Genomic DNA, 24,390 nt, shown 5'->3' with positions numbered 1-24,390 from the left:
GAAACAAATGGAAATTTCTTCAGTAAAAGGTATTTTTTTAAGGTATATTTTAATGCCTTTAATCGCAATTATAATGATGGTTATACTGGGTATAATCAGAAGAAATAAACCTGCGATAAAAATTAAAGTAATTATTGTATACATACTTCTATGCAGCTTATGTCTGGCCATTCCCGGAGTTTTTGGGTTTGCCGGAAATCTTTTTAATCCTTACTGGTATCTTATTGCACAGATTGTTTACCTTATTTTCGGGATTATTCATGTTAATTTATTGCATAAATATTTCAAAAAACATATTGATTCTCTAGCCATGAGCATCTTGTTTGAATCTATACTTTCATTGACATGCATTGCATTGGGAGGATATTTGTTTACCCTTCTTTTCAACTGGATGAGCCGCGGAACAGGATATGCTGTAATGGCAGCGACAAGTATGCTGATTTTTGTTGTTCCAATGGTATTTTATTACTGTTATATTCAATTTATCAGTATTCCTTTTGATATTTACAAAACATGGAGATATTCTCCAGAGCAGAAGCTTCCGGATTTTGAAGGAGCAGATTTTGACAGATTAATGGTACTGAATGTTGAACTTAGTAAAAAATTAGAAGATTCAAACCGATTCAGAATTAAAGCAAAAACACTTCCGACAGGAGTCACTTTTGGAGATTGGTTTTATAGAGTGGTAGATGATTACAACCATAAAAATCCGGGTTCTGTTATTCACCTTTCTGATGAGGAAAGAGAACCTTATTATTGGATTTTCTACACTAAAAAATCATTTTTCAGCTTCAGAAAGTATATTGATTTCGATCAGGACATTTCTACCAACAATATTTCAGAAAATGAAGTGGTGATTTGCAAGAGAGTAATACAGCATGAAGAGGAAGGAGTAGTAAGAAAAGCATAAACACAAAAAACTAAAAAGTATTAAACATGATACAGCCTATTAAACATTTTGCGATCAACTGGGTAGATGGAATGAAAGTTTCCCAAAGACACCTTAATGATCAGGATAATTTCTTAATTGACACCATCAGAGATTCCAATTCACTTGGGATTACTACATATAATTACGGTCTTTTGCCTATTTCTAATGAATATACAGACCGTACTATTTTTGACGTTCATAATACGGCAACCAATGATGTACAGTTGGTGATCAAAAGGTGCAGTGCCGTGACTATGGCCGGGTACCGTATTGAACTGATCGATAGAAGAATCAGTGTGAAATCGTTGGCGAAATCAATGAATGAAGAGCAGGCAGACGGAGAATATTATATCCTGATTTCTGTTAACCCTTTTGACAAAGTGCCTTTTGGTGATATCGACCCGGAAGAAATTCCACCTCGCCATCCCAATGCACAACCTAATCATCATATCGAATTACTCCCTGTAACGTCTTTAAACAGCAGCTATTCCGGAGGAAATTATCTGATCATCGGGAAGGTAGATTTAAGAGCGAATATTGCACAGGTAGACTCAAACTTCATTCCACCGTGTACTTCGGTTCAAAGTCATCCGGCTTTGATTGAGTATTATAACAGCTATGCAAAGTCTATTGGTAATTTGCAGCAGTATGCTTTTAAGATTATTCAAAAAGCCTCTCATAAAAATCAGAATACAGCATTGGCACAAAACGTTAAGTTTTTATGCAGTACCATGGTGAATAATTTTGGAGATATGTATTTCCAGTTCAGAAATATTACCCCTTGGCAACCGCCGGTATTTCTGATTGAGTCTTTTGCAAGACTGGCTCTGCATTTATACAATTCAACGCAACTTCTTGTTCCTGCCGAATTGGAAGAAATGCTGAATTATAGTTTAGAGTGGAGTGAAATCGCCCCTCACACTTTATTGAACCAACTTTCTATCGTAGCAGAAACGAACTATGATCACCACAATTGCGGAGAACCATTATTGTATATCCAGCAAATGCTGAGAAGTTTAGAAACTATTTTCTCTAAACTGAGTGAACTGGATTATATTGGTCAGAGAAAAGAAAATATTATTGTCAACGAACAAGAGGTTTCCAACAACACCAACCCTAAGAGAGGTTGGAGTGTTTTAGACTAAGAAAACCTATTCAAATAATAATCCCGGGCGTAAGTCCGGGATTTTTTATGGTTGAAAATATTATTTTACTTTATTTTTTGTTTAAGAGTTCTACTGTGCGTTCCACGTGTCCGCCTCCTTTCCATTCATCATGTCCCGGGATAATCAGGGTAGCTTGAGAGTATTTGGTTTTCAGTTTTTCCATAGTCTGTGGCCATTGCTTTACATTGGCTTCTCCAGTGAACCCTAAGTCTGTTGCTGTTCTGCTCTTTACAAGACATCCACCGTCCAATACTTTATATTTTGGAAACCAAACGACTACATTGTCCACCGTATGTCCTTCTCCCAAAAAGTCAACAATAAATTCCTCACCCCCTATTTTATAAGGTTTTCCGGTTTTTATCACTTCAGTGGAAGTTGTTTTTCCGTCTTTTTTCAGTAACTCATTGGTTCTGGCAGTAGCATAAGTTTTAATTCCTTTATTGTTGTAAAAACTTAAATCTCCGGCTCTGTCATCGTGTGAGTGGGTTGCAAATACGGCAATTACAGGAAGATGATGACGTTTTTGTATCGTATCTATCAAAGTCTGGTATTGTTCCTTTTGCCAGGGAACATCAAATAAAACAACTCCTTTTTTGGTAGTCAGATATACGGCATTGGCCGAATATTCTTTACCTCCAAACACTCCGAAACTTTTATAAATATGGAGATTAGAGCTAATGGGTGGCTCAATGACAAAGTCTTTTACCTGGGCATTCATCAATGGGCTTAGAAACATCGACATCATCAAAAGCTGAATACTTTTTTTCATAATTTTTTTAAGAGGATAGTTAAAAATTTGCTGCTTTCTAGAGAGACAAAATGTCTTGCAGATAGATTTGCAAACCTAATTAAAATAAAATACATGCTGTTTTTTTTAAGGGTATTTAACCGTTTTTTAACGCTAGTATTTTGTTTTCAAACAATCTTCCTTAAAGAGGATTATTTTTAAATAAAAAATAATGCAACAATGTTGCGTTAATGATTTTTTTATTACTTTTGCTTCTGTTAATAATCATGTTTTCTGTGTGTTTTAATAAGAAAAACTTTATGTATATGAATGTCAGATTGATGCTAGCCGCATTTTTTACTTTTATTATTTTAATGATCAATGCTCAGAATGCTGAAATAACCGGGAAGGTAGTCTTCGAGAATGGTGGCTATACCACTACAGAAGTTATGTTGAAAGATACACCGATGAAAACAATGATTGATAAAAATGGTTACTATACCATTAAAAATGTGGCTTCCGGAACGTACAGGCTCATCGTTACTGCTAAAGGATACCAGGAATTTGAGCAGGAAATTAGGATAAGTAACAAAAATAAGGGAGTTCCTACTATTTTACTCAACCGTGACAGTAATAAGATTGATGAAATTGCCATAACAGGTGTTTCAAAAGAGACCTTAATAAAAGAAAACCCAGTTGCGATTCTGAGTATTTCTTCGAGACAGATAGAGAGGAATGTAGCCACAAATATCATAAGTTCTCTGGTGAAATCGGCACCGGGATTGAGCGTGGTAGAAACTGGGCCTAATATTTCCAAACCTTTTATAAGAGGTTTGGGGTATAATCGTGTGTTGACTCTCTACGATGGTATACGACAGGAAGGGCAGCAATGGGGAGATGAACATGGAATTGAAGTTGCCCCTTATATTGTGGAGCGTGCAGAAGTGATAAAGGGACCGGCCAGTTTGATGTTTGGCTCTGATGCAGTGGCAGGAGTTGTCAGTCTTTTTCCTTATTTGCCTTCTCAGAATGATGGGGCTGTACACGGAAAAATAACGAGTGAATATCAGGGAAATAATGATCTGATCGGAAATGGAATGCAGTTGGGGTTTAAGAAGAATTCTTTTATTGCCTCCCTGAATGCTTCTTACAGAATGGCCAAAAATTATAAGAATCCTATAGATGGACGAGTCTACAATACTAATTTTGAAGAAAAGAATTTTTCGGTTCTTCTTGGTCGTAAAACCCATACAAGCCTTTCAAAAATCAATTTTACTTTATATGATAATCTCCAGGGAATTCCGGATGGGAGTCGTGATCCTGATTCCGGAAAATTTACGTACCAGATAGGAGAGGGTGATGATGATGTTATTGGAAAAAGACCCGTTGTTTCGGAAAGAATGCTCAACTCATATACTCTTTCTCCATTGCATCAGAGAATTCAGCATTACAGATTATATGCACAGCACAATCAACAGATCGGGAACGGAGATCTTGATGTTCAGCTGGCTTTACAACAGAATATCCGCAGAGAATATAATCACCCGACTGTTCCTTCTCAGCCGGGGATGTATGTCCGGCTTAATACGCTGAATTATGGAGTTCGTTATAACTTTCCTAAGCTTTCTTCTTTTGAAATTTCTGCCGGAGTTAACGGGATGGTTCAGAACAATACAAATAAATCGGCTACAGATTTCCCCATTCCGGATTATCATTTAAATGAAGGGGGAATTTATACTTATGCCAAATGGAAATATAACAGGTTCAATATCAGTGGTGGTGTTCGTTATGATATCCGGAATATCCGATGGGATAATTTTTATATACAGACAAATCCTGTGACAGGCTTTGAAGAACAAGCGGGTCAGCCATCCGCGGATACAAGGCTTGGATTTGCATCTTACAATAAAACGTTTAAAGGTTTTTCTGCCAGTATCGGATCTACTTTTCAATTGACAAAACAAATCAGTCTGAAGGCGAATATCGGAAGAAGCTACAGAGCACCGAACATTACAGAGATAGGTTCCAACGGGCTGGATCCGGGAGCTCATATTGTTTATAAAGGAAACAGAGATTTCAGCCCGGAGTTTTCATTGCAGGAAGATTTGGGAATCAGTACCCGCTTCAAAGATTTTTCAGCAGACGTAAGTTGGTTTAATAACAATATTCAGAATTATATTTATCTTTCATTACTCATTGATGCACAAGGGAATCCCTTAGTAGATTCACAAGGTAATAAAACCTATCAATATCAGCAGGCTTCCGCTCAGCTTTACGGGATGGAGGCATGGCTATCTTTACATCCCGAGAAATGGAAAGGGTTTAATTTTGAGACCAGCTTATCTGTTATTTATGGATTTAATCGTGATAAAGTATTTGAAAACAAAGGAACTCAAGGAGAATATCTTCCACTCATTTCTCCATTAAAATTATCAGGAAATTTGTCTCAGAGAATATCTTTACCTTCAAAATTTATTTCATCTGTCACTCCTACAGCAGAAATAGAATTTTCTGCTGCACAGAACAGGTATCTTGGGCTCAATGATACGGAAACGGCAACAAGGGATTATACATTGTTTAATATCGGGGCATCACTTGATCTGCATTATTCTGAAAATCATTCTGCCGTTTTGCAATTACAGGTCAATAATTTGTTTGATCGTGCCTATCAGTCACATCTCAGCCGATTAAAATATTTAGGAAATATCTATAATATGGGTAGAAATGTAGCGATAAAATTAGTAGTGCCTTTTTAAATTATATACTATTAAAAAGATATTTTGGGCTTAGCAACTATGCTCAAAGATTTATTTTAACTTAAAATCATTGTTTAACTTAATGTAAAAGTATTTGATTGATAATAAAAGAAAAATTAACTACAAAAAGTCAAAATACAGGAAATATTGCTTTTTTTATTGCTGGTAATCTGGGTGTTAAGCCTGTTTTTCAGTATGTTTGTTTTGAATATTAAAAAAAATATTATGAAAATTCCAGTCCGGAACATGAAGTTTAACATATTTATTTTGAGTATCTCAGCGATTTTCCTGCAAAGTTGTAAGACTGCCACTCCCATAATGAAAATTGAGTCGGAAAGAGCAAAAATTGATCAGATTGATCAACAAGTTGTCTCTCTTTTAAGCCAAAGAATGAATGCGGCAATGACGATCGGCCAAATTAAGAAGGAGAATAAAATAGAGGTTACTCAACCGGGAAGGTGGAACGAAGTAAAAAATAATCTGAGAAAGAAAGCAATAGAATCCAATGTAAATCCCGATATGATTCTAAAAATGTATCAGGTATTTTACGAAGAATCAGTAAAGCAACAACAGGATTTACAGAAAAAATAACGATAAGTAATTAAAAAAATGCCGATGATCTGACAATACAAACCATCGGTATTTTTTATTTTTTGACCAATATCTTTTCTGCGGCCTTTTTACTCAAAATTTCTTTATTGTTGCCAATTTCGATCGTCATAGATTTGTCGAAACTTTCTATTTTGAGGATTTTTACTTTTGTATTAAGGAGTAGCATTCTATCGTTCAGATAACTTAAAAAGGCGTCATCAGATAGGGTAACTGAAGCAAAAATTACGGTTTCGCCTACCTCGCAGCTGCTTAGTTTCTGAAGATCCTGAGCGATAATGTTTCCATCTTTATCAGGAATAGGTTCACCATGGGGATCAAATTTAGGGTAATCCAGAATTTCGTCCATTTTGTCAAAGAAAATTTGCGAATGAACGTGTTCCAGTTGTTCGGCAATCTCATGAACGTTTTCCCAGCCAAAATTCATTTTCTTCACCAGAAACATTTCAGTGAGTCTGTGCTTACGAACGACCAGGGCAGCTTCACGTTTACCGCTTTCAGTGACAATCAATGGCTTGTACGTCTCATATATGACCCACTTTTTTTCGGCAAATTTCTTCATCATATTATTAACGCTCGGCATTTTTACATTTAAAAATTTGCTGAGTTCATTAATCGTAACCTTTCCTTCATTGTCAACTAAATGAAACAAAGCTTTCAGGTAATTCTCTTCTGTTAGGGTTGTTTTCAAAATGTTAGATGATTTTCAATACAAATCTAACAAAATAAAATTAAAATCCGTTAATGTAGTACCATGAAGTATATTTTAACCTGTTTATTGGTAGGGCAAGGGGAGATAATGCGATAAATAGAGTTTTTGCTTACATTAATGTAGTTTCTATTTTGATTTTCAATAAATTATACAATATTTTGCCAATTTTGTATTAATTTATTATTTATCTTTAGAACTAAAAACCATCAACAATGAAATTGAAAATTACCCTCCTTTCGGTCTGTGCTTCTTTTTTTATCAATGCACAGATATCCAACACTAATGATCTGCGTGCCACCCATCTTCCAGGGACTACTTTTAAACTGAATGTTGAAAATTTCAGAAAAAATGTAGAAGGCAAGAAAAAGAATTCAGCAAAAATAGCCAACCAAACTATTGTTTTGACACTTATTGACGGCAGCCAGCAGGAGTTTGTTTTATCAGAAAATAATCTTGTAAGTAAAAGGCTAAAGGACATTGTTACTTTTGACGGCTATTCAAAAGATAAACAATCAAGAATAAAACTAACCCTGGCAGGAGATAAAATAACAGCCATGATCAAATCTGCAAAAGGTTATTTTATCATCGAACCCTATAAAACCAAAGAAGGCGAATACAGGATTTATAATTCCTCAGAAATGTTTGGGGAAAACTTCCAGTGTGGAACTGATGAAGCTGAATTTAAAAAAAGTTTAGATATTATTGCTAAAGGGCTGAATGTCCAGAAATCTGTATCAGGGTTTCCGTACGGAGGTCAGATGAAAACATTCAGGATGGCAGTGGCAACAACGGGAGAGTTTACTACTGCATTTGGTAATCAGGATGCTGCTTTGGCTGAATTGGTAGCCATGATGAACCTTATCAATCAGATTTATGAATCTGAATTATCCATTTCTTTTACGCTGATTGATAAAACAGTAAATAAAACGCTGTTGTTTACAGATGGTGCTACAGATCCATTTACTATTAATGCCTCTTTTGCTTCTGCAGCCAACTCACAGGCAGGATTTGATATTATGAACACCAACGGTACACTTCCTTATGCGGATTATGACATTGGACATACCTTTAATATCATGCCGGGTGCCGGAGGAAGTGCTCAGGGACAGGCGGGACCGCAACCCTGTAATTCAGCTTTTAAAGCAAGAGCATGGAGCCAGTGGACTGTTTCGATGCCTAAATCTTTAACAGCCAATCTGATTGTTCATGAAATGGGACATCAATTTGCAGCATGGCATACCTATAATGCCGTTGGAGGTTCTGCGGGAAGTCCTACTTTCTGTACCGTGGGATGGAATGGTGATTCTGCAGTGGAGCCGGGAGCGGGATCTACGATTATGGCGTATGGAAATAACTGTACAACACCAAATGATCAGACCAATTCGGGAAATAACGGATTAAACTATTTCCATGCAAAAAGTATTGACCAGATTCTTAATACCTTAAGTGTATCATCAACATGTTTCAATGCGGTTGCTGTAGCCAATACACCTCCTGTTGCCAACGCAGGGAATACGACAATCAGCATTCCTAAGAATACTCCTTTTAAATTGAAAGGAATAGCTACTGATGCTGAAGATACCAATCTTTCTTATACCTGGGATCAGGTAGATGTGGCTTCGGCTAATGATAAAGGAGCTTTTGGAAGTACAATCAACGGGACGGGCGGTTATTCTGCTGTAAACAGTACAACAGCACCTTTATTCAGATCGGAGCAAAGTACAACAACAACGGAAAGATATTTTCCTAAAATGAGGTTTGTACTGAATAATCAGAATACACCTCCTACAAATGCTGCTGAAGCACTGCCGCTGGTTGCCAGAACTATGAAAATGAGATTCACAGTAAGAGATAACAGTGCTGTTTCTGGCGGAACAGATTCTGACCAGGTGGTAGTAACGGTAACGGATCAGGGACCTCTGACAGTGACGTACCCTAATTCAACTGTTACAGTAAATAATGACAGCAATATGAATGTGACATGGGATGTAAATAATACCAATACCTTAAAAAGTACGGTAAACATTCTTCTTTCTACAGATGGTGGAGATACTTTCCCATACACCCTTGCTACTGATGTCCCTAATAATGGCTCTGCCAATGTACTGATTCCGTTTCTTCCCTATACGGATAAAGCCAGAATTAAAGTAACGGCAGTTATTAATGATTATGCAGAGTTCTTTGATGTATCCAATACCAATTTTACCATCAACTCAACCTGTAATGCTTTCCCTTCCGTAATGGTAGAAAATGCCAAAGTAATAACGGCTATTCAGGGAAGTGCCCAGGCGAATCTGAATCTGCAACCGCAGACTTCTTCTTCTGATTCTTATAGTTCTAAAATATTAACTTTTGCGGCTGCAAATATGAGCCCGAATCCTTTATACATCTATAATCAGACAAGTACAGCGCCTTACCAGATTCTGGCCAGCACGAGTTTAATTCCTTATAAATTTAAAGTAACAGAAACAGGAAGTTATACCTTAAGTTATCCTTCACCGGATGCCGTAATTATGACCATTTATAAAGGAAATCAGGTAAATGTTGCCAATTTTATAACCTCAAATGGGGTATATAGCGGTACAGGAACGAGCTTGAGCTATTACAGATCATTCACTGCAAACCTTGAAAAAGGAGTAGAATATTTTATGACTGCAAAAAATCTGGGTGGTACACCAATAGGCGCTAGTGTAACGGTAAGCAATGACGGACCGGGAAGCTTCTTTAATATTATTGATAATCCTGTGGGATTAAATTATACCTATGTCGCCATTAATACAACGACCAACATGATTGTTGCTCAAAGTGCAACGGCAGACTTTACTACTTTACCGGTAGGGACTTATACCGTACAGGGTATTTCTTACACGGGATCAGCTACTGATCTGATCAATAAATCAATTGCCAATCTTATTCAAAGTAAAACATGTCACCAGCTGAGCAAAAATGCTATTACTTTAAATATCACTTCAGCACTGGCAACAGGGGATATTGCTAAAAAGCCAATCGGACTTGTACCAAATCCGGTAAAAGATTATCTGTATGTCTATAGTGATGAGAAGATTACCCACTACGAAATATACGATGCATCCGGAAGATTGATGGAAGCGAATGTTCTGAATAATTCAGAGATTAATTTCTCTAAATTTAAAACAGGAGTGTATGTATTGAAATTGTTGAACAACAAAGCAATAATCAGTCAATCCAAGGTGATTAAAAAATAATTAAAGACAAGTAATTTAAAAAAGGGTTATATTTATATAGCCCTTTTTTGTGCTTAAGGGTGACCTGTTTTAAAATATTCAAAAGATGAGAAATACATTGTTGCTTTTTTTATGTTTTAGTACATTCTGTACTGCTTTACAAGGGCAGTCCCGACAATTTGTGTTTTCTTTTAATCCTAAAAAATTCATACAGGAAAATAAGTTAGATGAGGCTTCTCCCAAAGAAATTATTTTTCCGTTATATGATATTGAGGGAAGACAGACAAAATATATCATGCTTGATAAAACGAGTGAAGCATTAAGAAAAGCAAAAATATTCAGCTTCAAAGGAAAATCTGAAGATGGTACAAAATTGATGACATTGACGATTGCTTCGGGGAAATTGACAGGATCTTATCTGGAAAACGGAACAGCATATTTTATTGAACCACTAAAAGAAAATTGCAGGAAGAGGTATAAATTGTATTCAAAGCCTGCTGGTAATTATCAGGTAGGGCAGCCCAATGATGTCCTGAAATAAAATATCTCACAACCATTTCTACATACTTATTTTTCTGATATTTTTAACTCTTTTCTATAGGGTTAATATTCTTCTATTTTTTTATTTTTACTCTATGAAATTTTCATTTAAAAACGATTACTCAGAGGGATGTCATCCAAATATTTTACAGTCCCTTTTACAAAGTAATCTTGAGCAGCAGGCTGGCTATGGAGAAGATAAGTACTCATTACAAGCTAAAGAACTAATTAAGGAGAAAATAAAAAAAGCAGACTCAGATGTGTATTTGGTTTCTGGTGGGACGCAAGCTAATCTTATTGTGATTTCTTCTGTTTTAAAACCTTATCAATGTGTGATTTCTGCATCTGTAGGGCATATTCTGAATAACGAAACAGGAGCTATTGAAGCAACGGGACACAAAGTACTGAGTATTGAAAAGGAGGATGGAAAACTAACTCCTTCCGATATTATTCCGGTATTGGAAAATCATAAAAATGTTCCGCATCAGGTAATGCCTAAACTTGTATACATTTCCAATTCTACAGAACTTGGAACGATTTATCAGGCAAAAGAACTGGAAGAACTTTCTGACTTCTGCAAAAAGAATAATCTGTATCTGTTTATGGATGGAGCAAGACTCGGGCACGGGCTTACTTCTGAGATAAGTGATCTGAGCCTTGAAAAAGTGGCTGAGCTGACTGATATTTTTTATTTAGGAGGCACGAAAAACGGAGCTTTGATTGGGGAGGCTATTGTGATTAATAATTCTTTTCTACAGGAAGATTTTGCATTTAACATCAAGCAAAAAGGGGCGTTATTGGCAAAAGGAAGACTTTTGGGCATTCAGTTTATGGAACTGATGAAAGATGATTTGTATTTCGATCTCGCCAAACATGCCAACCAACAGGCGATGAAAATCAAAAGAGCGATGCAGAACAAAGGGGTAGAATTTCTTTCGGATACGTATACCAATCAGATTTTTCCTATTTTAAATAATAAGGTCATTGCCGTTTTATCTGAACATTTTGAATTCTTTGTCTGGAAAAAGGTAGATGAAGAATCTTCAGCCATCCGTCTTATCACTTCGTGGAATACAGGTGACGATGCCGTCGATCGATTTATTGAAATTTTTGAAAAAGAATTGTAGTTCATCATCGATATTAAATTATTAACATCATAAAACCATATGGAGCCTGCTTTTCCTGCAATATATTCCACACTTTGCCCAGTTGTGTTGTCATCACTCATTACAGATCAATATGAGCTTGAAAATGTAGAATGTAAGTTTTTGGTTAGGGGAGTAGGTGATACCTATTTTGTTAATTCACAACATGAACGGTTTATCTTTCGGGTATATCGCCCTACCCACAGGACTTTATCAGTAATAGAGGAAGAGATCAATCTGCTGTTGGCCTTGAAAGAAGCACAAGTATCTGTTTCTTATCCGATTGCGGACGTACAGGGAGCATATATTCTTAAAATTAATGCCATAGAAGGAGATAGACATGCCGTTTTATTTTCTTTTGCACCGGGAAAGGTTGTGCGGCAAATGAGTAAAAGCCAGCTTTGTGCTTTAGGAAATGAAATGGCAAGGTTTCATAATGTATCAGCCTTATTTCAAAAGAGTGGCGCAAGATGGAATTTTGATTTAGATACTATGTTGTATCAGCCGTTAGAAAGACTGAAAACTGTTTTTACAGAAAATCAGGAGGATTATATCTGGTTGGAGAGTAAGGTTAATCAAATAAAAAATAAATTTTCGAAAATAGATACAGAAGCTTTTTCAACAGGATATTGCCATTTTGATTTTTTGCCTAAGAATTTTCATTTTGATGGTGATTCAGTGACATTCTTCGATTTTGATTTCATGGGATATGGATGGTTGGTCAATGATATCATGACCTTTTGGCAACATCTTGTTTTGGATGTATTGAGTAAAAAAATATCTTATGATGAAGCTATGGAAGCTTATCATATTTTTTTACAAGGCTATAAAGAACATCGTATGATCAGCGATCTGGAACTTGAAATGGTACCTTATCTTACTTTTGGATTCTGGCTTTTCTATATGAACTTTCACACTACGCATGATCAGTTCTATGCGTTTAGCCAGCCCGCATATTTAAAATCATATGTTGGCATTTTAAAAGATGTGGCAGAGAATTATTGGCTGAAAGAAGATCAATTATAAAATAAAAAAACAGCTATTCTTAGCGAACAGCTGTTTTTTATATCTTCTTAACTGAAAATGTCTATTTCACGGCTTTATTAACCACTGCACAGTCTGATGCAATCAGTCTCTGCCCGTCTTTATAGCTTACTTTTTTATCGTCAGCATATTTAGACTGTCCGTCCTCTTCTTTATGATCACCAATTCCTTCCGTCAAGGTATTGTCTTTTTGAAGGAAGTAAATATCTCTTTTGCTTTTCTTACCTTCAGAAGCAAATTCATAGGTTAGTTTCAGGGTATCTCCTGATTTAAAACCTGTAACATCTCCTTTAGAGCTGTCTTTTTCGCTATTTTTATAGGTTAATTTACCTGTAATCGTCCCCAGATTATCATCAATAGAGGCAAAAACACTGTCTTTACCTGTTACTCCTACAAAGCAGAATGATTTTGGTCCCAGCGTATCTACCACAGGCTCTGTTACGGCAATCGTATCAGTTTCAATTTTTGGAGCCGGGGTTTCAGTTTTTTTGTTGCAATGGATCATTAGTACTGAAATAGCACCCAGTAAAATTAATTTCTTCATATCCTTAGTTATTTAAAATCAAATTTCGAAGTGCTAAAATAACAATAGTATTTAAATATTAAAGAATAATAAGGATAAATACAAATAATTTTCTAAAGTTTAAAATAATGAGAGATTTGGGCACGAAAAATGTTTCATAGTATTTTATTTTAAATTTTATGTTTTTATGAAAAGGATATTCAAAGGAGTAGGATTGGGATTATTGATTTTCGGATTACAGTTTTTGAAGGGGCAAACTCCTCAAAACTATATCTATACTTCATCGGGAGACCTTCAGGATATTGAAAAGATGATTACAAGAAAAGATATTGGTGGGGTGCAGATTGTTTACAACTGGAAAGCATTGGAAACATCAAAAGATGTCTACGACTTTTCTGTGATTGAAAAGGATCTGAACTACTTAACCTCTTTGCATAAAAAATTATTTATTCAGCTTCAGGACAGATTCTTTGAACCCCAGGCACGATATGTCCCCGATTATATTTTGAATGAAAAAGAATATACCGGCGGCCTTGTGGCTCAATATGATAATCCGGGTGAAAATAAACCTGTAGGAAGCGGATGGGTTACCCAACAGTGGAATGCCTCTGTCCGGATGAGATTTCAGAAGCTGATAGGAGAGTTGGCGAAAAAGTTTGACGGGAAAATTCAGGGAATTAATCTTCCTGAGACTTCTGTCGATATCAACATGAAAAAAGATAAAACAGGTTTCAGTTGTGACCGTTATTTTCAGGCTGAGCTGGATAATCTGAAATTTGCAAGAAATGCTTTTCGTCAGTCGTATGTTTTACAGTATGTCAATTTCTTTCCTTGTGAATGGGAAAATGACCATCAATATATGTCCAGACTGTTTGATTTTGCCGATAAAAACAATATAGGATTGGGAGGTCCGGATATTGTTCCTGATAAAAAAGCACAGATGAAGAATTCTTACCCGTTTTTTAATCAGTACAAAGGAAAACTGTCTCTTGTAGCGATGGCCGTTCAGGAACCAACTTTAACCTACACCAATCCAAAAACGAAGAAACCTTTTACCAAAGAAGAATTTGTGAATTATGCACAAAATTATCTTGGGGTCAATATTATTTTCTGGAGTGTGGAATCTCCCTGGTTGAGAGATCCCAAAATTGACTAATGACAAAAAAGTATGGTGCTAAAAATCTGTGTATATCTGAGAAATCCGGGCGAACATACAAAGCTTAAATATGTATTTTATTTTTCTCACTCACTCTCTCTCAAACACTCCCATACTCATACGCTCAGACCTTCAAACTCCCCCTAAAACCTCTCGCTGCGTAATAAGAATCTGCTCCGTTGTGATACATGAAAACATGATTATAACGTCTATCACAGAAAATAGCACCTCCAAGTTCCCGGATTTGAGGAGGTGTTTGTACCCAGCTTGATGTTTTCTGGTCAAATTTACCTAATTGTTGAAGTTGGCGGTATTTTTCTTCCGTTAACAATTCAATCCCCATTTCAGAGGCGGTATCGATGACATTGCTTTCCGGTTTGTTGGCTTTTCGGGAATCCCAGGCCTGATAGTCATAGCATAGGCTTCTACGTTTCGGGCTTTCCGGGGAGCAGTCGAAGAAAATATACTCATCGGTTTTTTGATGGTAATCTACGACATCCGGTTCGCCGTCTGTTTCTTCCATTTGGTGTAGAGACCATAGTTTTTCAGGGCTGGCTTCCAGTTTGGTTTTTATTTTTTCCCATTTCAGGGTTTTGTGACGGTTCATATTTTTTTCAAAACGGTCTGCTAGGGTTTTTAAAAGAGACTCGCTTTGTTCCGGTGTTAAGAGTTTGTTTTTCATATCAAGTTTTGTTTTAATTGATGGTTTCGAATGTTTTTGTTGGTAAAGCGCAAAGACGCAAGTTATTATATTAATGCTGTTGTAAGATGCAAACATTTTATCTGCGATACAATTTCTATTGTTCTTATTGACTGCTGACAGAAATTTTTCTATTGGCAGGTCTGAAATACCATGAAATAATAACCAGGGCAAACAATAAAACAGCAGGAAGCGTTCTTCCGGCAGGGTCTCCAACGATAAGGTGTGAGATCACGGCTCCCGACATCACAAAGAAAAAGCCTGCATATGCCCATTCTTTCAATAGAAGCTGTTTAGGAATCAAAATGACGATTACGCCCAAGATTTTCCAGACTCCAATAATCGTCATAAGATAGGAAGGATAACCTAAATTGGTAAAGTTATCGAGTTCATCCTTCGTTTTCATAAGCTGAACGATGGCTGTAGAGGCCATTCCGAGTGCCATCCACAAGGTAAAGATCCAGTAGATGATTTTTTTACGTTTTTCTGATGTGTTGGGTGTTTCCATTGGGGTTGTTTTTAATTGTGGTTAATCATTGATTCCTCTTCCTTCAAGGATTTGCGGAATACATTTTTCAATTCTTGATTCACGGGTTTTGCTTTGTTTGGCAGAAGAAAAGTGGAGCAGGTACGCTCTTTGTCTTCCCGGTGTCAAAGCTTCGAAAGCTTCTTTTAATTCAGGATTTTTATCCAGTTGTTGTTGAAATTCTTCCGCCATTTCAAATTCTTTGGTTTTCTTCATTTCAACTTTAGCTCCTGATTCTTCAATTTCAACCGCCTCAAACATATAATTCCTAAGAATTTTTTCGAGATCATTAATCTGTTCTATATCAGTAAATCGGATTTGCCTTGCTGCCTGTACATTTTCTGATTGTTGAATTAAAATATGGTCAGGATCTTTCATCAGTGCTCCTTTAAAAAAAAGAAGGGCACAATATTCTTTAAAACCATGAATGAGAAAAATATTTTTCCCTTCGTAGGTATAACAAGGGCATCCCCATTTTAAATCTTCTACCAGCTCGGTACTGAGCGCGATAGCTCTTAATTTTTTAAATTCTTTTTGCCATGGACCGGCTTCGTTAAAGAAAAAATCTGTTTTTGGATTCATGCTTTTGAGTGTATAAGTTTGAGGGTGGGAGAGTCGTACATTGATAGAGTTGGACAGTGTTCCAACTTCTAACTTCCGGTATCTGAAGTCTGATATCTGATATCTGATATCTGGCATCTAATATCAACATCTATTCAAACATTTCCTGCAAACGGTTATGTGCCCAATTAATTCCCTGGGCAAATGGCATTTTCAGGTGCTGATCTCTGAAGTCTACTGATTTGTAGATGCTTTGGATTGTAATTTTACTGGTGGTATCCGTTAGCTTTTCAAATTCTAAAAACTCCAACTGAACCGGAAATGGGGTGTTTTCCATCTGAAAGGTTCGGGTAATTTTCTGATTGGGAACGATCTCATGAATAGTTCCGTTGGCGCTGAAAACGACTTCCCCCTGAGCGTTTAAGGTTTCGAAACGGTAACTGCCATGTTGTTTGTTTTCCATCTTGACAACTTTGGAGCCCATCCATTGTTCAAAAAGTTCGGGTTCTGTGTATGCTTTGAAAAGGAGCTCTACGGGAAGATCAAATTCCCTGGTGATAAAGATCTCCTGCTTGCCGTCTTCGGCGTGAATTTTTGTTTTTAGTTCCATATTTTGAGGGTTTTGGGTTTCGTGATTTGAGGTACGTGTTATTGTTTTTCGTGGTGCAGGATTCGAGTTATTGAGGTTGAGGATACGAGTAAAGGACTTTTATCTGGTTTTGTATTGGTGTGCTAACTCATTGTCCGAAAACCCGAAACGCGCAACACGCACCTCATAACTCGTACCTCGCATCTCGTCTCACACATTTTTCTTCTGATACGCCTTCATCACATCTTCAAGCTTATTGAATTTCTCGTCCCACATTTTGCGGAACGGCTCTATAAAGTCGGCGATTTCTTTCATTTTATTGGGATTTAGGTGATAGGTAATTTCACGACCGTTTTGTTCAGATCTCAGCAATTCACATTCTGTAAGGATCTGAATATGTTTGGAAACGGTAGGTCTCGCAGTATCGAAATTGGAAGCAATGGCTCCGGCAGTCATCGACTGAGCTGCTACCAACATCAATATAGATCTTCTGGTAGGATCGGCTATGGCTTGAAATACATCTCTTCGTAAATTCATTGTGTAGTTATTTGACTACAAATATATGTGTAGTTATTTAGCTACGCAAGTTTTTTTGAATTTTTTTATAATTTAAGAAATTAATAGATTATTCACAGCTTGCTTAATTCTTTCATAAAGGTTTAAAACATAATTTTCCATTCCTACTTCCTGAAGAATTAAATAGAATTCTTCATCTTGAACTAGCTCATCTAGTTTAATATCAAAATAGATAGTACTTTCTTTGGTAAGAAAGTCAAAGCCATTTCTTTTAGGTAGTTTATTTATAATATATTTATAAAATTTAGGATGTGTTTTTATGTTAATGCCATACTTTTTAATATTTTCTTCAGAGTAAAAATCTTTTAAAAAATATACATCTAAGCTAATTGTTGTAAAATCAATCTCTAAATATTGAATGATTAATGCAATAAACCATTCATCGTCTGATAGTGAACTTTCTCCAAATCTTCTTTCTTGTTTATACCATTCTAATTCAAATTCAATTTTGAAAAAATTTAAGAAAGATGAGAAAATTGCTCTTGGTGATGTAGTATCAATATTGGATATGAATCTTTGAAGTTCAGGAGCAATGACAATTTTATTTAAACGATTTATATTTTTATAATTTAAATAACATAATAACTTTGAGTCATGTATTTCAAAAGTGTACTCAATTACCTTTTCCTTAAATTCTTCGTTAGATTCAATGTGATTTAAATGCTCACTAATAAAATAAGCTTTAAAACCAGAACCAGAAAATTCATACCATCTTTTATTAGCAATGATAATTGGTGATAGTATTTCTACATCATGATGTGGAATATTATATTGAATAAAAAGTTTTTCAATCCGAATTTTTGGAATTGAAAAGTCATGACTAAAACTATTTTTTGTCAATTCATAGAAAACATTTTTAAAAAGAATAGGATCAATATTTTTAGTTTTGCAGTAATAGATAAAAAAGGAATCTAAAATTGTATATTCATTATGCGATGATATGGAAATAGTATATTGTTCTATCCAATGAACAAAAAATGAAAATATATCTTTGTTATGTTTAAAAGGAGCTAATATAGACTCATTGCCATGTAAGTTTAGTATGCTAATAATTTCGTTAATTAATTTTTTGTTATTCTTAATAGTTTTAAGATATTTAATTGGCTCAAAATTTTCATTCGAATTATCGAGTATATATTCATTTACGACATTATCAAATTTTTTAGGTTTAAACTGATATCTAGGTTGAGATTTGAGTTTTTTCCAAACCTTTATCTCCTTATTATTTATAGGTTTTGAAAGTAAGAAAATCTCACGTTCTGCCGTATCCTCAATCTCTTTAATAAATTTAGAAGTAAGTCTGATTTTATATTTTGTACAAATTTCTTCTATGTAATAATCTAAAAGTGTATCAAGCTCAGATTCCATATCATTATCTCTATAATATTCTATTTCATCTATTATTTGATATTTTATATCTTCCTTTATTTCAATAATATTTTTTTTAAAAAAAGCATCAAACTCTATTGGAAATATCTTTTTTAATTTAAATAGATGATAATATTCATAAATAAATGTACAATTATCCCAATAACAATAAATTATATAGCTGGCATCTATCTCTATATAAGGAATTAATAATTTTATTATATTTGAAAATTCGCCTACTGAACGCTCCGTCATTATTTTCCAACTAATTGATGAATATGAATTTATATCTTCTTTAACTTCTTCAATTATAAATTTTCGTACATCCAGATTTTCTTCTTTTGAAATATTGAAAAGGTTATTAAGTAAAAACAATTTCCGATATTTAGCTTCATCAACAGTATGCTTTAAGGGAAGACTACGTTCAGATAAGTTATCATCATAAAAACTAAAATTTAATTCTTTAAACTCCTTAAGTATTTTAGCTTTTAATACTTTTTTTAACTCTTCAGAAAGATTAATTTTTTTTCCATACAGAGGATTTCCGGATGTAATATTTTGTTTGTCATCTTCTTGGGTTTGGGTCTCAAAGATAGAATCGAGTTGATGAAAAAATATTGCCTTTTTTATTAATGGCTCTATCCATAATTTACCATCTTTTCTAAGATATTCAATTAAAAAGTCTTTTATCCCTGGATTCTGAAAACGAATAAATATTTGATCAGAATCATATTGCTTTTCCGTAATAATATAAAAGTCTTCTAATATTTTTAACTGTTTATTAAACATTAAAGGCTTTATATCTTCATTTAAGCTTTCACGGACAAAGCTTTGTACAGCATTAAAAGATTTTTCTAAATTTCGTAAATCAATTGAATCATTTGATATCAGTAATAATAGAACAATAAGTTTAGATGTACCATTTAAATCATTGAAGTTTTTATTCCAATATTCAATAGGGCTGTTTAGATATTCCTGAAATGAATAATAAAAATTAAATCGACTCTGATCTTCAAAATCTAAGAATTGTTTAATAAATCCTTCAATATGCCTAGGTGAATAATTAGGATGGTTGATAATCTCTTCAAGAGTATCACTGTATTTTAAATGATCAAAAAATGATTTTTCAAAGTCATAATATAAAAGGTGGTTGAGAAAAATACGGACTTTGTCTTCATCATGATAATCATCTAGGTTTACAATAAATTTGTCAGTATTTAAGATGTGTTGAGTTTCATACTCTGAATAACTTAAAACATCTTTAATGATATATTCTCTTGAAGTAAGAATAAGATAACAATTATTACTTTCTTTAAAATAATTTATAATTCTATTAAAATCTAGAAGTAGCGTACCATCAAGTTGCTCCGGGCTAAAATTTTGCCCCCAAAAATCATCTACGACAATAATTTGATTTTCTTGATAAAGGCCTTCAATTTCAACAAAATCATTATCAGTTAGAAAAAGTACATTCTCTACTTTTTGATTGATAAAATAATTTACAATCATTTTGGTAGTGGTAGTTTTTCCAACGCCGGGATTTCCGGTAAGAATAATAATTCTGTTTTTCTCAAGAATATCTATACAATTTCTCAAGATTTGAGTATTATGAAATAATTTATGTTCTTTATGTATCTGTTTGAGAAATGATTTTGTTTTATTAATAAACTTTTTATGAACAATTTTTTCTAATTCGCGCTCAACAAACTGTAAATTTGGAACCAGCAGTTTTGAATAAACTTTTAATAGATGTTGATATTTTTTATTTTCATATTGTTCACCACGAAGAAATCTATTAAGTTTTGCTCCATCTATGATATCTTCTTCATCTTTAATATATCCTTGAAAAAGTTCAAGAATATTAGTTGCCCAATCTGGCTTTAATGTAATATTGGTACAAAGAATATAACGATCTGGATTTTGTCGGGTACATTTTTTTACTTCATTTTTCAAACTTGTGAAAAATGAAGAGTAATTGGCAGGATTATATAATTTACATTGCCCAATAATCTTTATTTGTGTGTTGGTAGATTTAAAATCAATGCCACCGTCTTTTCCTCGTCTGTATGTTGTAAATTTGATTGGACTATCTCGGATATTAACAATATCTACACATAGTTTTTCAAATTCTGTATCGAAAAGTAGATTATGAAAATCGAAATCTGTCATTAAGTATTCTTGCTTAATAATAAGCTAGCCATAGACAAAATATCTAGGCAAGCCCTTATGAGTATATTTGATTATTAGTTATTGATTGAGAGTTGATATTGAAAATTTTATTACTTATTTTCTATAAGTTTTTCCAATTTCTCAATCATTTCCTTCTGCTGCTGAAGCATGCGCTCATAAAGCTCAACCATCTTATCAAGAGGATTGAAAGTAAAAGTAGGTTGAACATTCACACCGTTTGAATGGTCGTGTGTATTGAAAGTATTAGAAATAATATTCACAGCCTGTTCCTCATCAAAATTCTCAATCGCTTCTGTGGGAACTTTCAGGATTTGAGCTACCTGTGCCAGAATATCAGACTCTACGGTTTCTTTTTGCTCTAAAAGGGAGATTTTCTTCTGGTTCCAGTCATCACCCAGTTCAAAAGCTAAGGCTTCCTGTTTGATGCCCAGCATTTCACGGAAACGTTTAATATTTCTACCCTGATGTATTTTTTTATTTTGCATATCTGTGTCAATCATAATAACAAATATAAAGCTTTAAAAGATAAAAATAAAGGCAGTCTTAAAAATAAATTATCTTCTAAAACATCCGTCTTTTCGAATAAAATATCCTTTCCTCAACTGGTATATCTTCAAAGTTATTTCTTGATTTGCCTAAAATAACACATATGAAAAAGATAACTATCCGTGGCAAATATAAAATTGTTCCCCATCGTAACCTTACGGTTTCCCATAAATGCTATGAAAGAGCCTATCATAAAAGAGTTTTCTTCCCCGAAATCCGGATTGCAGGAAAATGGGTACAGGAGTGTGGTTTCGAGCCTGGCGACAGGGTGGTGGTGACCGTGAGTAGACATCAGATTATTCTGGAAAAGGAAATGGATTACAGAGAAATATAATTTTTTTTCTCTCGCAGATCTTGGAGATTACTCAGATAGGTGAGTAATGGAAATCTGCAATATCTGCTTGGTTTTCGAGAGTTTTTGATTCTTTTGAACGCAAAGGTTCTTGATGACTCCGCTTATTTTAGGGAGCTAAGAAGGGGCAAGTGAACTTGCCTGATGAAGGTGTGGGTAAAAGGAGTTTCGGCGGCCGCAGGCCGCCGAAACTAAACCTACCACAAAAGCATTTTTTTAAAGGAAATAATCTTTATTATCAGAGAAATCCCGTATTTTTGCAACTTCCTAACTGATAGTAGAGAACATCTTTCGCACCAGAAGGATGATATCAGTGGAATAAAAACAAATCATATTGAAATGTTTTTTTGTTGAATGTGTATAAACTATAACCTATGAAATTAAAATTATTCCTTGCATCAGCGCTTGTTGCAGGCTTGATGAATGCTCAGACTGCCGGAGATTATGATACCAGCTTCGGAACTAACGGTAAAATCATTGAAACCGGTGCAACCAATCCTTCAAAGTTAATATTCAGTAAAATGGCACTTCAGCCTGACGGCAAAATACTTGTTATTGCCAGAGGCGCAATTTCCGGTGCTCAGTTTAATATTTTCAGGTATCTTCCTAACGGGACAAAGGATACCAGCTTCGGAACCAATGGGTCAGTCAATATTACTTTCGGTGCCTACACGGCGTCACCTTCAGAAATTGTTCTTCAGGAAGATGGGAAAATTCTGATCGGAGGAGCTGTTTATCCGCTTATCAATAGCCAGGAACGCCATTGCGGTATTGTAAGATTAAACGCTGACGGAACACCGGATACCAGTTTCGGAGATATGGGAAGAACGACTTTTCTTTTCGAATCGCGTTCAGAACCAATTGATGAGATCAATAGAATTGTTGTACAGCCTGATGGAAAAATAATTACCGGAGGAGGATCGTATGACGGAACTACCAATCGCTTTGCGGTAGCGCGTTTAAATGCAAACGGAAGTATTGATACAGGATTTGGAAATAACGGAAAACAAATCAAATTGTTTACGGTAGGATCTCCATCATCTGTACACAATATGAAGCTTCTTTCCAATGGAAACATTTTATTAGCAGGAAATGTGGGTAACAATTTCGGGTTGGTAAAACTTTTACCAAACGGTACTTTTGATACCACCTTTAATACCACCGGATTCAAAACCTTCACATCCAATCTTACAGGAAATTATTCCACTTCAACATTCTTTCCTGATAACTCTATAATGTTTGCTGGGGTTAACAGCGCAGGGCAGAACAGATTTTATAAATTTAATGCTGATTTGCAGCCTGACACGACATTTGGAACGGCAGGAAATCTGTCTTTGAATTATAGCGGAAGTACCCAGGAATCAAATGTTTCTAAATTGCTTTTGGATAATGACGGGAGAATCTTCGCAGTGGCAAGTACTTACTTTCCGGGAAGCGTTTTAGTGACTACTGTTTTTTGTCTGACATCTACTGGTAGCCTTGATAACAGCTTCAGTGGAGATGGGAAACTTGCGATCAACCATGGGTATTCAACCACGTCTCCGTCAACAGGTATTTTACAGGCAGATCATAAACTGCTTATTTCAGGATATGTATCCAATGATCAGTTTACTTCAGTTAGAGATGGGTTTTTCACAAGAATTCATACGCAAATGAGTGTACTGGGAACCGGGGATACTAAAAAGAAAGCAGAATTTGCGGTATACCCGAACCCTGCCAAAGATGTGGTAACCATTAATCGTTTAGATAAAACTTTGCTTAATCAGAATATAGAAGTAGTGGATGTTACAGGAAAATTAGTGATGAAGCAAGCTGTTCAGAATGAAAATGAAAGATTGAATATTGCTCATTTGAATACAGGTGTATACTATATCAAGATTGGTAATCAGGTAAGTAAGAAAGTGATTAAAAAATAAAATAACGTCCAGTAAACGGAACAACAACTTTAAAGAAAATCCCTGAAACTTTATGTTTCGGGGATTTTTGTTATTTCTGATTCTGTTTTTACCTTAAAAGTAAAATGATATCCTGGGCCAGCATTTAAAAAGCCCTGACCAACAAGGGCCAGGGCTTATTCTATGGGTATAAAAAATCTAATTATTGCTTTTGAAAACTGTAGTTCCCTTTGAGATTATTCTTTGTCCATTTTCCGTCACTTTTAGAACTTTGCAAATAGCCTGAAAATGTATAATGGGTTTTGGTGTTCATATCAAATTTCCCGTCAAAATTAACATAACCATTAATAGGTTCTGTTGTATTAGTTTGATTGAAATGAATCTCGCCAACCATTGTCCCTTCTTTTTGTACTGTAAAAGTAAGAGTACCGCTTTCATCTCCTGTAAAGTTTCCGCTCCAGTTTCCCTGAAATGAAGAATTGACCTGTCTTGCGCTTTCTTCATCCGATACACATGAGCTGAATGAGAATAAAACAATGAATAATAAAATGAGATTAGTTTTCATATTATATAAT

The 24,390-nt window shown here is 35.0% G+C and carries 22 protein-coding genes; 11 read left to right on the top strand and 11 right to left on the bottom strand.

Features of this window, described 5'->3' with window-relative positions; genetic code table 11:
• The first annotated feature begins 7 nt into the window (after window positions 1–7).
• Window positions 8–910 carry a TssN family type VI secretion system protein gene (locus tag C1631_RS02670; protein WP_109710276.1) on the top strand — a complete coding sequence of 301 codons (903 nt, stop codon included), beginning with the start codon at window positions 8–10 and terminating at the stop codon, window positions 908–910.
• 26 nt (window positions 911–936) lie between these two features.
• Window positions 937–2,076 carry a hypothetical protein gene (locus C1631_RS02665; RefSeq protein ID WP_109710274.1) on the top strand — a complete coding sequence of 380 codons (1,140 nt, stop codon included), beginning with the start codon at window positions 937–939 and terminating at the stop codon, window positions 2,074–2,076.
• A 70-nt stretch (window positions 2,077–2,146) separates the two neighbouring features.
• On the opposite strand, the gene blaIND is transcribed toward C1631_RS02665, so the two are convergent.
• Window positions 2,147–2,866, bottom strand: a complete 720-nt coding sequence (gene blaIND, locus C1631_RS02660) for an IND family subclass B1 metallo-beta-lactamase (protein WP_109710273.1) — start codon at window positions 2,864–2,866, stop codon at window positions 2,147–2,149.
• 284 nt (window positions 2,867–3,150) lie between these two features.
• On the opposite strand from blaIND, the gene C1631_RS02655 reads away from it, so the two are divergent.
• Together C1631_RS02655 and C1631_RS02650 are read left to right on the top strand one after the other, a co-directional pair.
• A complete protein-coding gene (locus tag C1631_RS02655; protein ID WP_228440974.1) occupies window positions 3,151–5,580 on the top strand; it encodes a TonB-dependent receptor in 2,430 nt (809 codons plus the stop codon).
• Window positions 5,581–5,826: 246 nt separating this feature from the next.
• Complete coding sequence (locus tag C1631_RS02650; protein ID WP_165828224.1) at window positions 5,827–6,171, top strand: chorismate mutase; 345 nt, start codon at window positions 5,827–5,829, stop codon at window positions 6,169–6,171.
• A 55-nt stretch (window positions 6,172–6,226) separates the two neighbouring features.
• Here the strand turns inward: C1631_RS02650 and C1631_RS02645 are convergent, their stop codons facing one another.
• Window positions 6,227–6,880: a metal-dependent transcriptional regulator gene (locus tag C1631_RS02645; protein ID WP_109710269.1), complete on the bottom strand. Its 654-nt coding sequence runs from the start codon at window positions 6,878–6,880 to the stop codon at window positions 6,227–6,229.
• A gap of 233 nt (window positions 6,881–7,113) precedes the next feature.
• Between C1631_RS02645 and C1631_RS02640 the strand changes: the two genes are divergently transcribed.
• The 4 genes from C1631_RS02640 to C1631_RS02625 all read left to right on the top strand — a co-directional run bounded on the left by C1631_RS02640 (window position 7,114) and on the right by C1631_RS02625 (window position 12,815).
• Window positions 7,114–10,125 (top strand): zinc-dependent metalloprotease, encoded by a 3,012-nt coding sequence (locus tag C1631_RS02640; RefSeq protein WP_109710268.1) that lies wholly within the window; start codon window positions 7,114–7,116, stop codon window positions 10,123–10,125.
• Window positions 10,126–10,210: 85 nt separating this feature from the next.
• The gene (locus C1631_RS02635) at window positions 10,211–10,645 is read left to right on the top strand and encodes a hypothetical protein (RefSeq protein ID WP_109710266.1); all 435 of its coding nucleotides are present in this window, start codon (window positions 10,211–10,213) and stop codon (window positions 10,643–10,645) included.
• Between the two features lie 94 nt (window positions 10,646–10,739).
• A complete protein-coding gene (locus C1631_RS02630) occupies window positions 10,740–11,771 on the top strand; it encodes a threonine aldolase family protein (protein ID WP_109710264.1) in 1,032 nt (343 codons plus the stop codon).
• A 39-nt stretch (window positions 11,772–11,810) separates the two neighbouring features.
• Window positions 11,811–12,815 (top strand): phosphotransferase enzyme family protein, encoded by a 1,005-nt coding sequence (locus C1631_RS02625; RefSeq protein ID WP_103249535.1) that lies wholly within the window; start codon window positions 11,811–11,813, stop codon window positions 12,813–12,815.
• 61 nt (window positions 12,816–12,876) lie between these two features.
• Here the strand turns inward: C1631_RS02625 and C1631_RS02620 are convergent, their stop codons facing one another.
• On the bottom strand, window positions 12,877–13,377 hold the full coding sequence (locus tag C1631_RS02620; RefSeq protein ID WP_103249534.1) for a hypothetical protein: 501 nt from the start codon (window positions 13,375–13,377) through the stop codon (window positions 12,877–12,879).
• Window positions 13,378–13,543: 166 nt separating this feature from the next.
• Between C1631_RS02620 and C1631_RS02615 the strand changes: the two genes are divergently transcribed.
• Window positions 13,544–14,512: a hypothetical protein gene (locus C1631_RS02615; protein ID WP_109710262.1), complete on the top strand. Its 969-nt coding sequence runs from the start codon at window positions 13,544–13,546 to the stop codon at window positions 14,510–14,512.
• 124 nt (window positions 14,513–14,636) lie between these two features.
• Here the strand turns inward: C1631_RS02615 and C1631_RS02610 are convergent, their stop codons facing one another.
• The 7 genes from C1631_RS02610 to C1631_RS02580 all read right to left on the bottom strand — a co-directional run bounded on the left by C1631_RS02610 (window position 14,637) and on the right by C1631_RS02580 (window position 21,522).
• Window positions 14,637–15,194 carry a DUF4256 domain-containing protein gene (locus tag C1631_RS02610; protein ID WP_109710261.1) on the bottom strand — a complete coding sequence of 186 codons (558 nt, stop codon included), beginning with the start codon at window positions 15,192–15,194 and terminating at the stop codon, window positions 14,637–14,639.
• Between the two features lie 124 nt (window positions 15,195–15,318).
• Window positions 15,319–15,720, bottom strand: coding sequence for a DoxX family protein (locus C1631_RS02605; protein ID WP_109710259.1), 402 nt, complete (start codon window positions 15,718–15,720; stop codon window positions 15,319–15,321).
• 21 nt (window positions 15,721–15,741) lie between these two features.
• The gene (locus C1631_RS02600; protein ID WP_109711423.1) at window positions 15,742–16,320 is read right to left on the bottom strand and encodes a YdeI/OmpD-associated family protein; all 579 of its coding nucleotides are present in this window, start codon (window positions 16,318–16,320) and stop codon (window positions 15,742–15,744) included.
• Window positions 16,321–16,450: 130 nt separating this feature from the next.
• Window positions 16,451–16,909: an SRPBCC family protein gene (locus C1631_RS02595; RefSeq protein ID WP_109710257.1), complete on the bottom strand. Its 459-nt coding sequence runs from the start codon at window positions 16,907–16,909 to the stop codon at window positions 16,451–16,453.
• Between the two features lie 189 nt (window positions 16,910–17,098).
• On the bottom strand, window positions 17,099–17,425 hold the full coding sequence (locus C1631_RS02590) for an ArsR/SmtB family transcription factor (RefSeq protein ID WP_103250223.1): 327 nt from the start codon (window positions 17,423–17,425) through the stop codon (window positions 17,099–17,101).
• A 72-nt stretch (window positions 17,426–17,497) separates the two neighbouring features.
• Window positions 17,498–21,001: an nSTAND3 domain-containing NTPase gene (locus C1631_RS02585; RefSeq protein WP_109710255.1), complete on the bottom strand. Its 3,504-nt coding sequence runs from the start codon at window positions 20,999–21,001 to the stop codon at window positions 17,498–17,500.
• Window positions 21,002–21,111: 110 nt separating this feature from the next.
• Window positions 21,112–21,522: a helix-turn-helix transcriptional regulator gene (locus C1631_RS02580; protein WP_109710253.1), complete on the bottom strand. Its 411-nt coding sequence runs from the start codon at window positions 21,520–21,522 to the stop codon at window positions 21,112–21,114.
• A 149-nt stretch (window positions 21,523–21,671) separates the two neighbouring features.
• On the opposite strand from C1631_RS02580, the gene C1631_RS02575 reads away from it, so the two are divergent.
• On the top strand, window positions 21,672–21,902 hold the full coding sequence (locus C1631_RS02575; protein WP_109710251.1) for a SymE family type I addiction module toxin: 231 nt from the start codon (window positions 21,672–21,674) through the stop codon (window positions 21,900–21,902).
• Window positions 21,903–22,294: 392 nt separating this feature from the next.
• Complete coding sequence (locus tag C1631_RS02570) at window positions 22,295–23,836, top strand: T9SS type A sorting domain-containing protein (protein ID WP_109710250.1); 1,542 nt, start codon at window positions 22,295–22,297, stop codon at window positions 23,834–23,836.
• Window positions 23,837–24,017: 181 nt separating this feature from the next.
• Here the strand turns inward: C1631_RS02570 and C1631_RS02565 are convergent, their stop codons facing one another.
• A complete protein-coding gene (locus tag C1631_RS02565; RefSeq protein WP_109710248.1) occupies window positions 24,018–24,380 on the bottom strand; it encodes a hypothetical protein in 363 nt (120 codons plus the stop codon).
• Window positions 24,381–24,390: the final 10 nt, after the last annotated feature.

The organism is Chryseobacterium phosphatilyticum, from assembly GCF_002899825.2.
Classification (GTDB): domain Bacteria; phylum Bacteroidota; class Bacteroidia; order Flavobacteriales; family Weeksellaceae; genus Chryseobacterium; species Chryseobacterium phosphatilyticum.
This window is presented reverse-complemented; position numbering and strand designations above follow the sequence as displayed.

Coding starts and splice junctions, on each gene's coding strand:
- C1631_RS02670 (WP_109710276.1), top strand. CDS start 8: ATGGAAATTTCTTCAGTAAAAGGTATTTTTTTAAGGTATATTTTAATG.
- C1631_RS02665 (WP_109710274.1), top strand. CDS start 937: ATGATACAGCCTATTAAACATTTTGCGATCAACTGGGTAGATGGAATG.
- blaIND (WP_109710273.1), bottom strand. CDS start 2,866: ATGAAAAAAAGTATTCAGCTTTTGATGATGTCGATGTTTCTAAGCCCA.
- C1631_RS02655 (WP_228440974.1), top strand. CDS start 3,151: ATGAATGTCAGATTGATGCTAGCCGCATTTTTTACTTTTATTATTTTA.
- C1631_RS02650 (WP_165828224.1), top strand. CDS start 5,827: ATGAAGTTTAACATATTTATTTTGAGTATCTCAGCGATTTTCCTGCAA.
- C1631_RS02640 (WP_109710268.1), top strand. CDS start 7,114: ATGAAATTGAAAATTACCCTCCTTTCGGTCTGTGCTTCTTTTTTTATC.
- C1631_RS02635 (WP_109710266.1), top strand. CDS start 10,211: ATGAGAAATACATTGTTGCTTTTTTTATGTTTTAGTACATTCTGTACT.
- C1631_RS02630 (WP_109710264.1), top strand. CDS start 10,740: ATGAAATTTTCATTTAAAAACGATTACTCAGAGGGATGTCATCCAAAT.
- C1631_RS02625 (WP_103249535.1), top strand. CDS start 11,811: ATGGAGCCTGCTTTTCCTGCAATATATTCCACACTTTGCCCAGTTGTG.
- C1631_RS02620 (WP_103249534.1), bottom strand. CDS start 13,377: ATGAAGAAATTAATTTTACTGGGTGCTATTTCAGTACTAATGATCCAT.
- C1631_RS02615 (WP_109710262.1), top strand. CDS start 13,544: ATGAAAAGGATATTCAAAGGAGTAGGATTGGGATTATTGATTTTCGGA.
- C1631_RS02610 (WP_109710261.1), bottom strand. CDS start 15,194: ATGAAAAACAAACTCTTAACACCGGAACAAAGCGAGTCTCTTTTAAAA.
- C1631_RS02605 (WP_109710259.1), bottom strand. CDS start 15,720: ATGGAAACACCCAACACATCAGAAAAACGTAAAAAAATCATCTACTGG.
- C1631_RS02600 (WP_109711423.1), bottom strand. CDS start 16,320: ATGAATCCAAAAACAGATTTTTTCTTTAACGAAGCCGGTCCATGGCAA.
- C1631_RS02595 (WP_109710257.1), bottom strand. CDS start 16,909: ATGGAACTAAAAACAAAAATTCACGCCGAAGACGGCAAGCAGGAGATC.
- C1631_RS02590 (WP_103250223.1), bottom strand. CDS start 17,425: ATGAATTTACGAAGAGATGTATTTCAAGCCATAGCCGATCCTACCAGA.
- C1631_RS02585 (WP_109710255.1), bottom strand. CDS start 21,001: ATGACAGATTTCGATTTTCATAATCTACTTTTCGATACAGAATTTGAA.
- C1631_RS02580 (WP_109710253.1), bottom strand. CDS start 21,522: ATGATTGACACAGATATGCAAAATAAAAAAATACATCAGGGTAGAAAT.
- C1631_RS02575 (WP_109710251.1), top strand. CDS start 21,672: ATGAAAAAGATAACTATCCGTGGCAAATATAAAATTGTTCCCCATCGT.
- C1631_RS02570 (WP_109710250.1), top strand. CDS start 22,295: ATGAAATTAAAATTATTCCTTGCATCAGCGCTTGTTGCAGGCTTGATG.
- C1631_RS02565 (WP_109710248.1), bottom strand. CDS start 24,380: ATGAAAACTAATCTCATTTTATTATTCATTGTTTTATTCTCATTCAGC.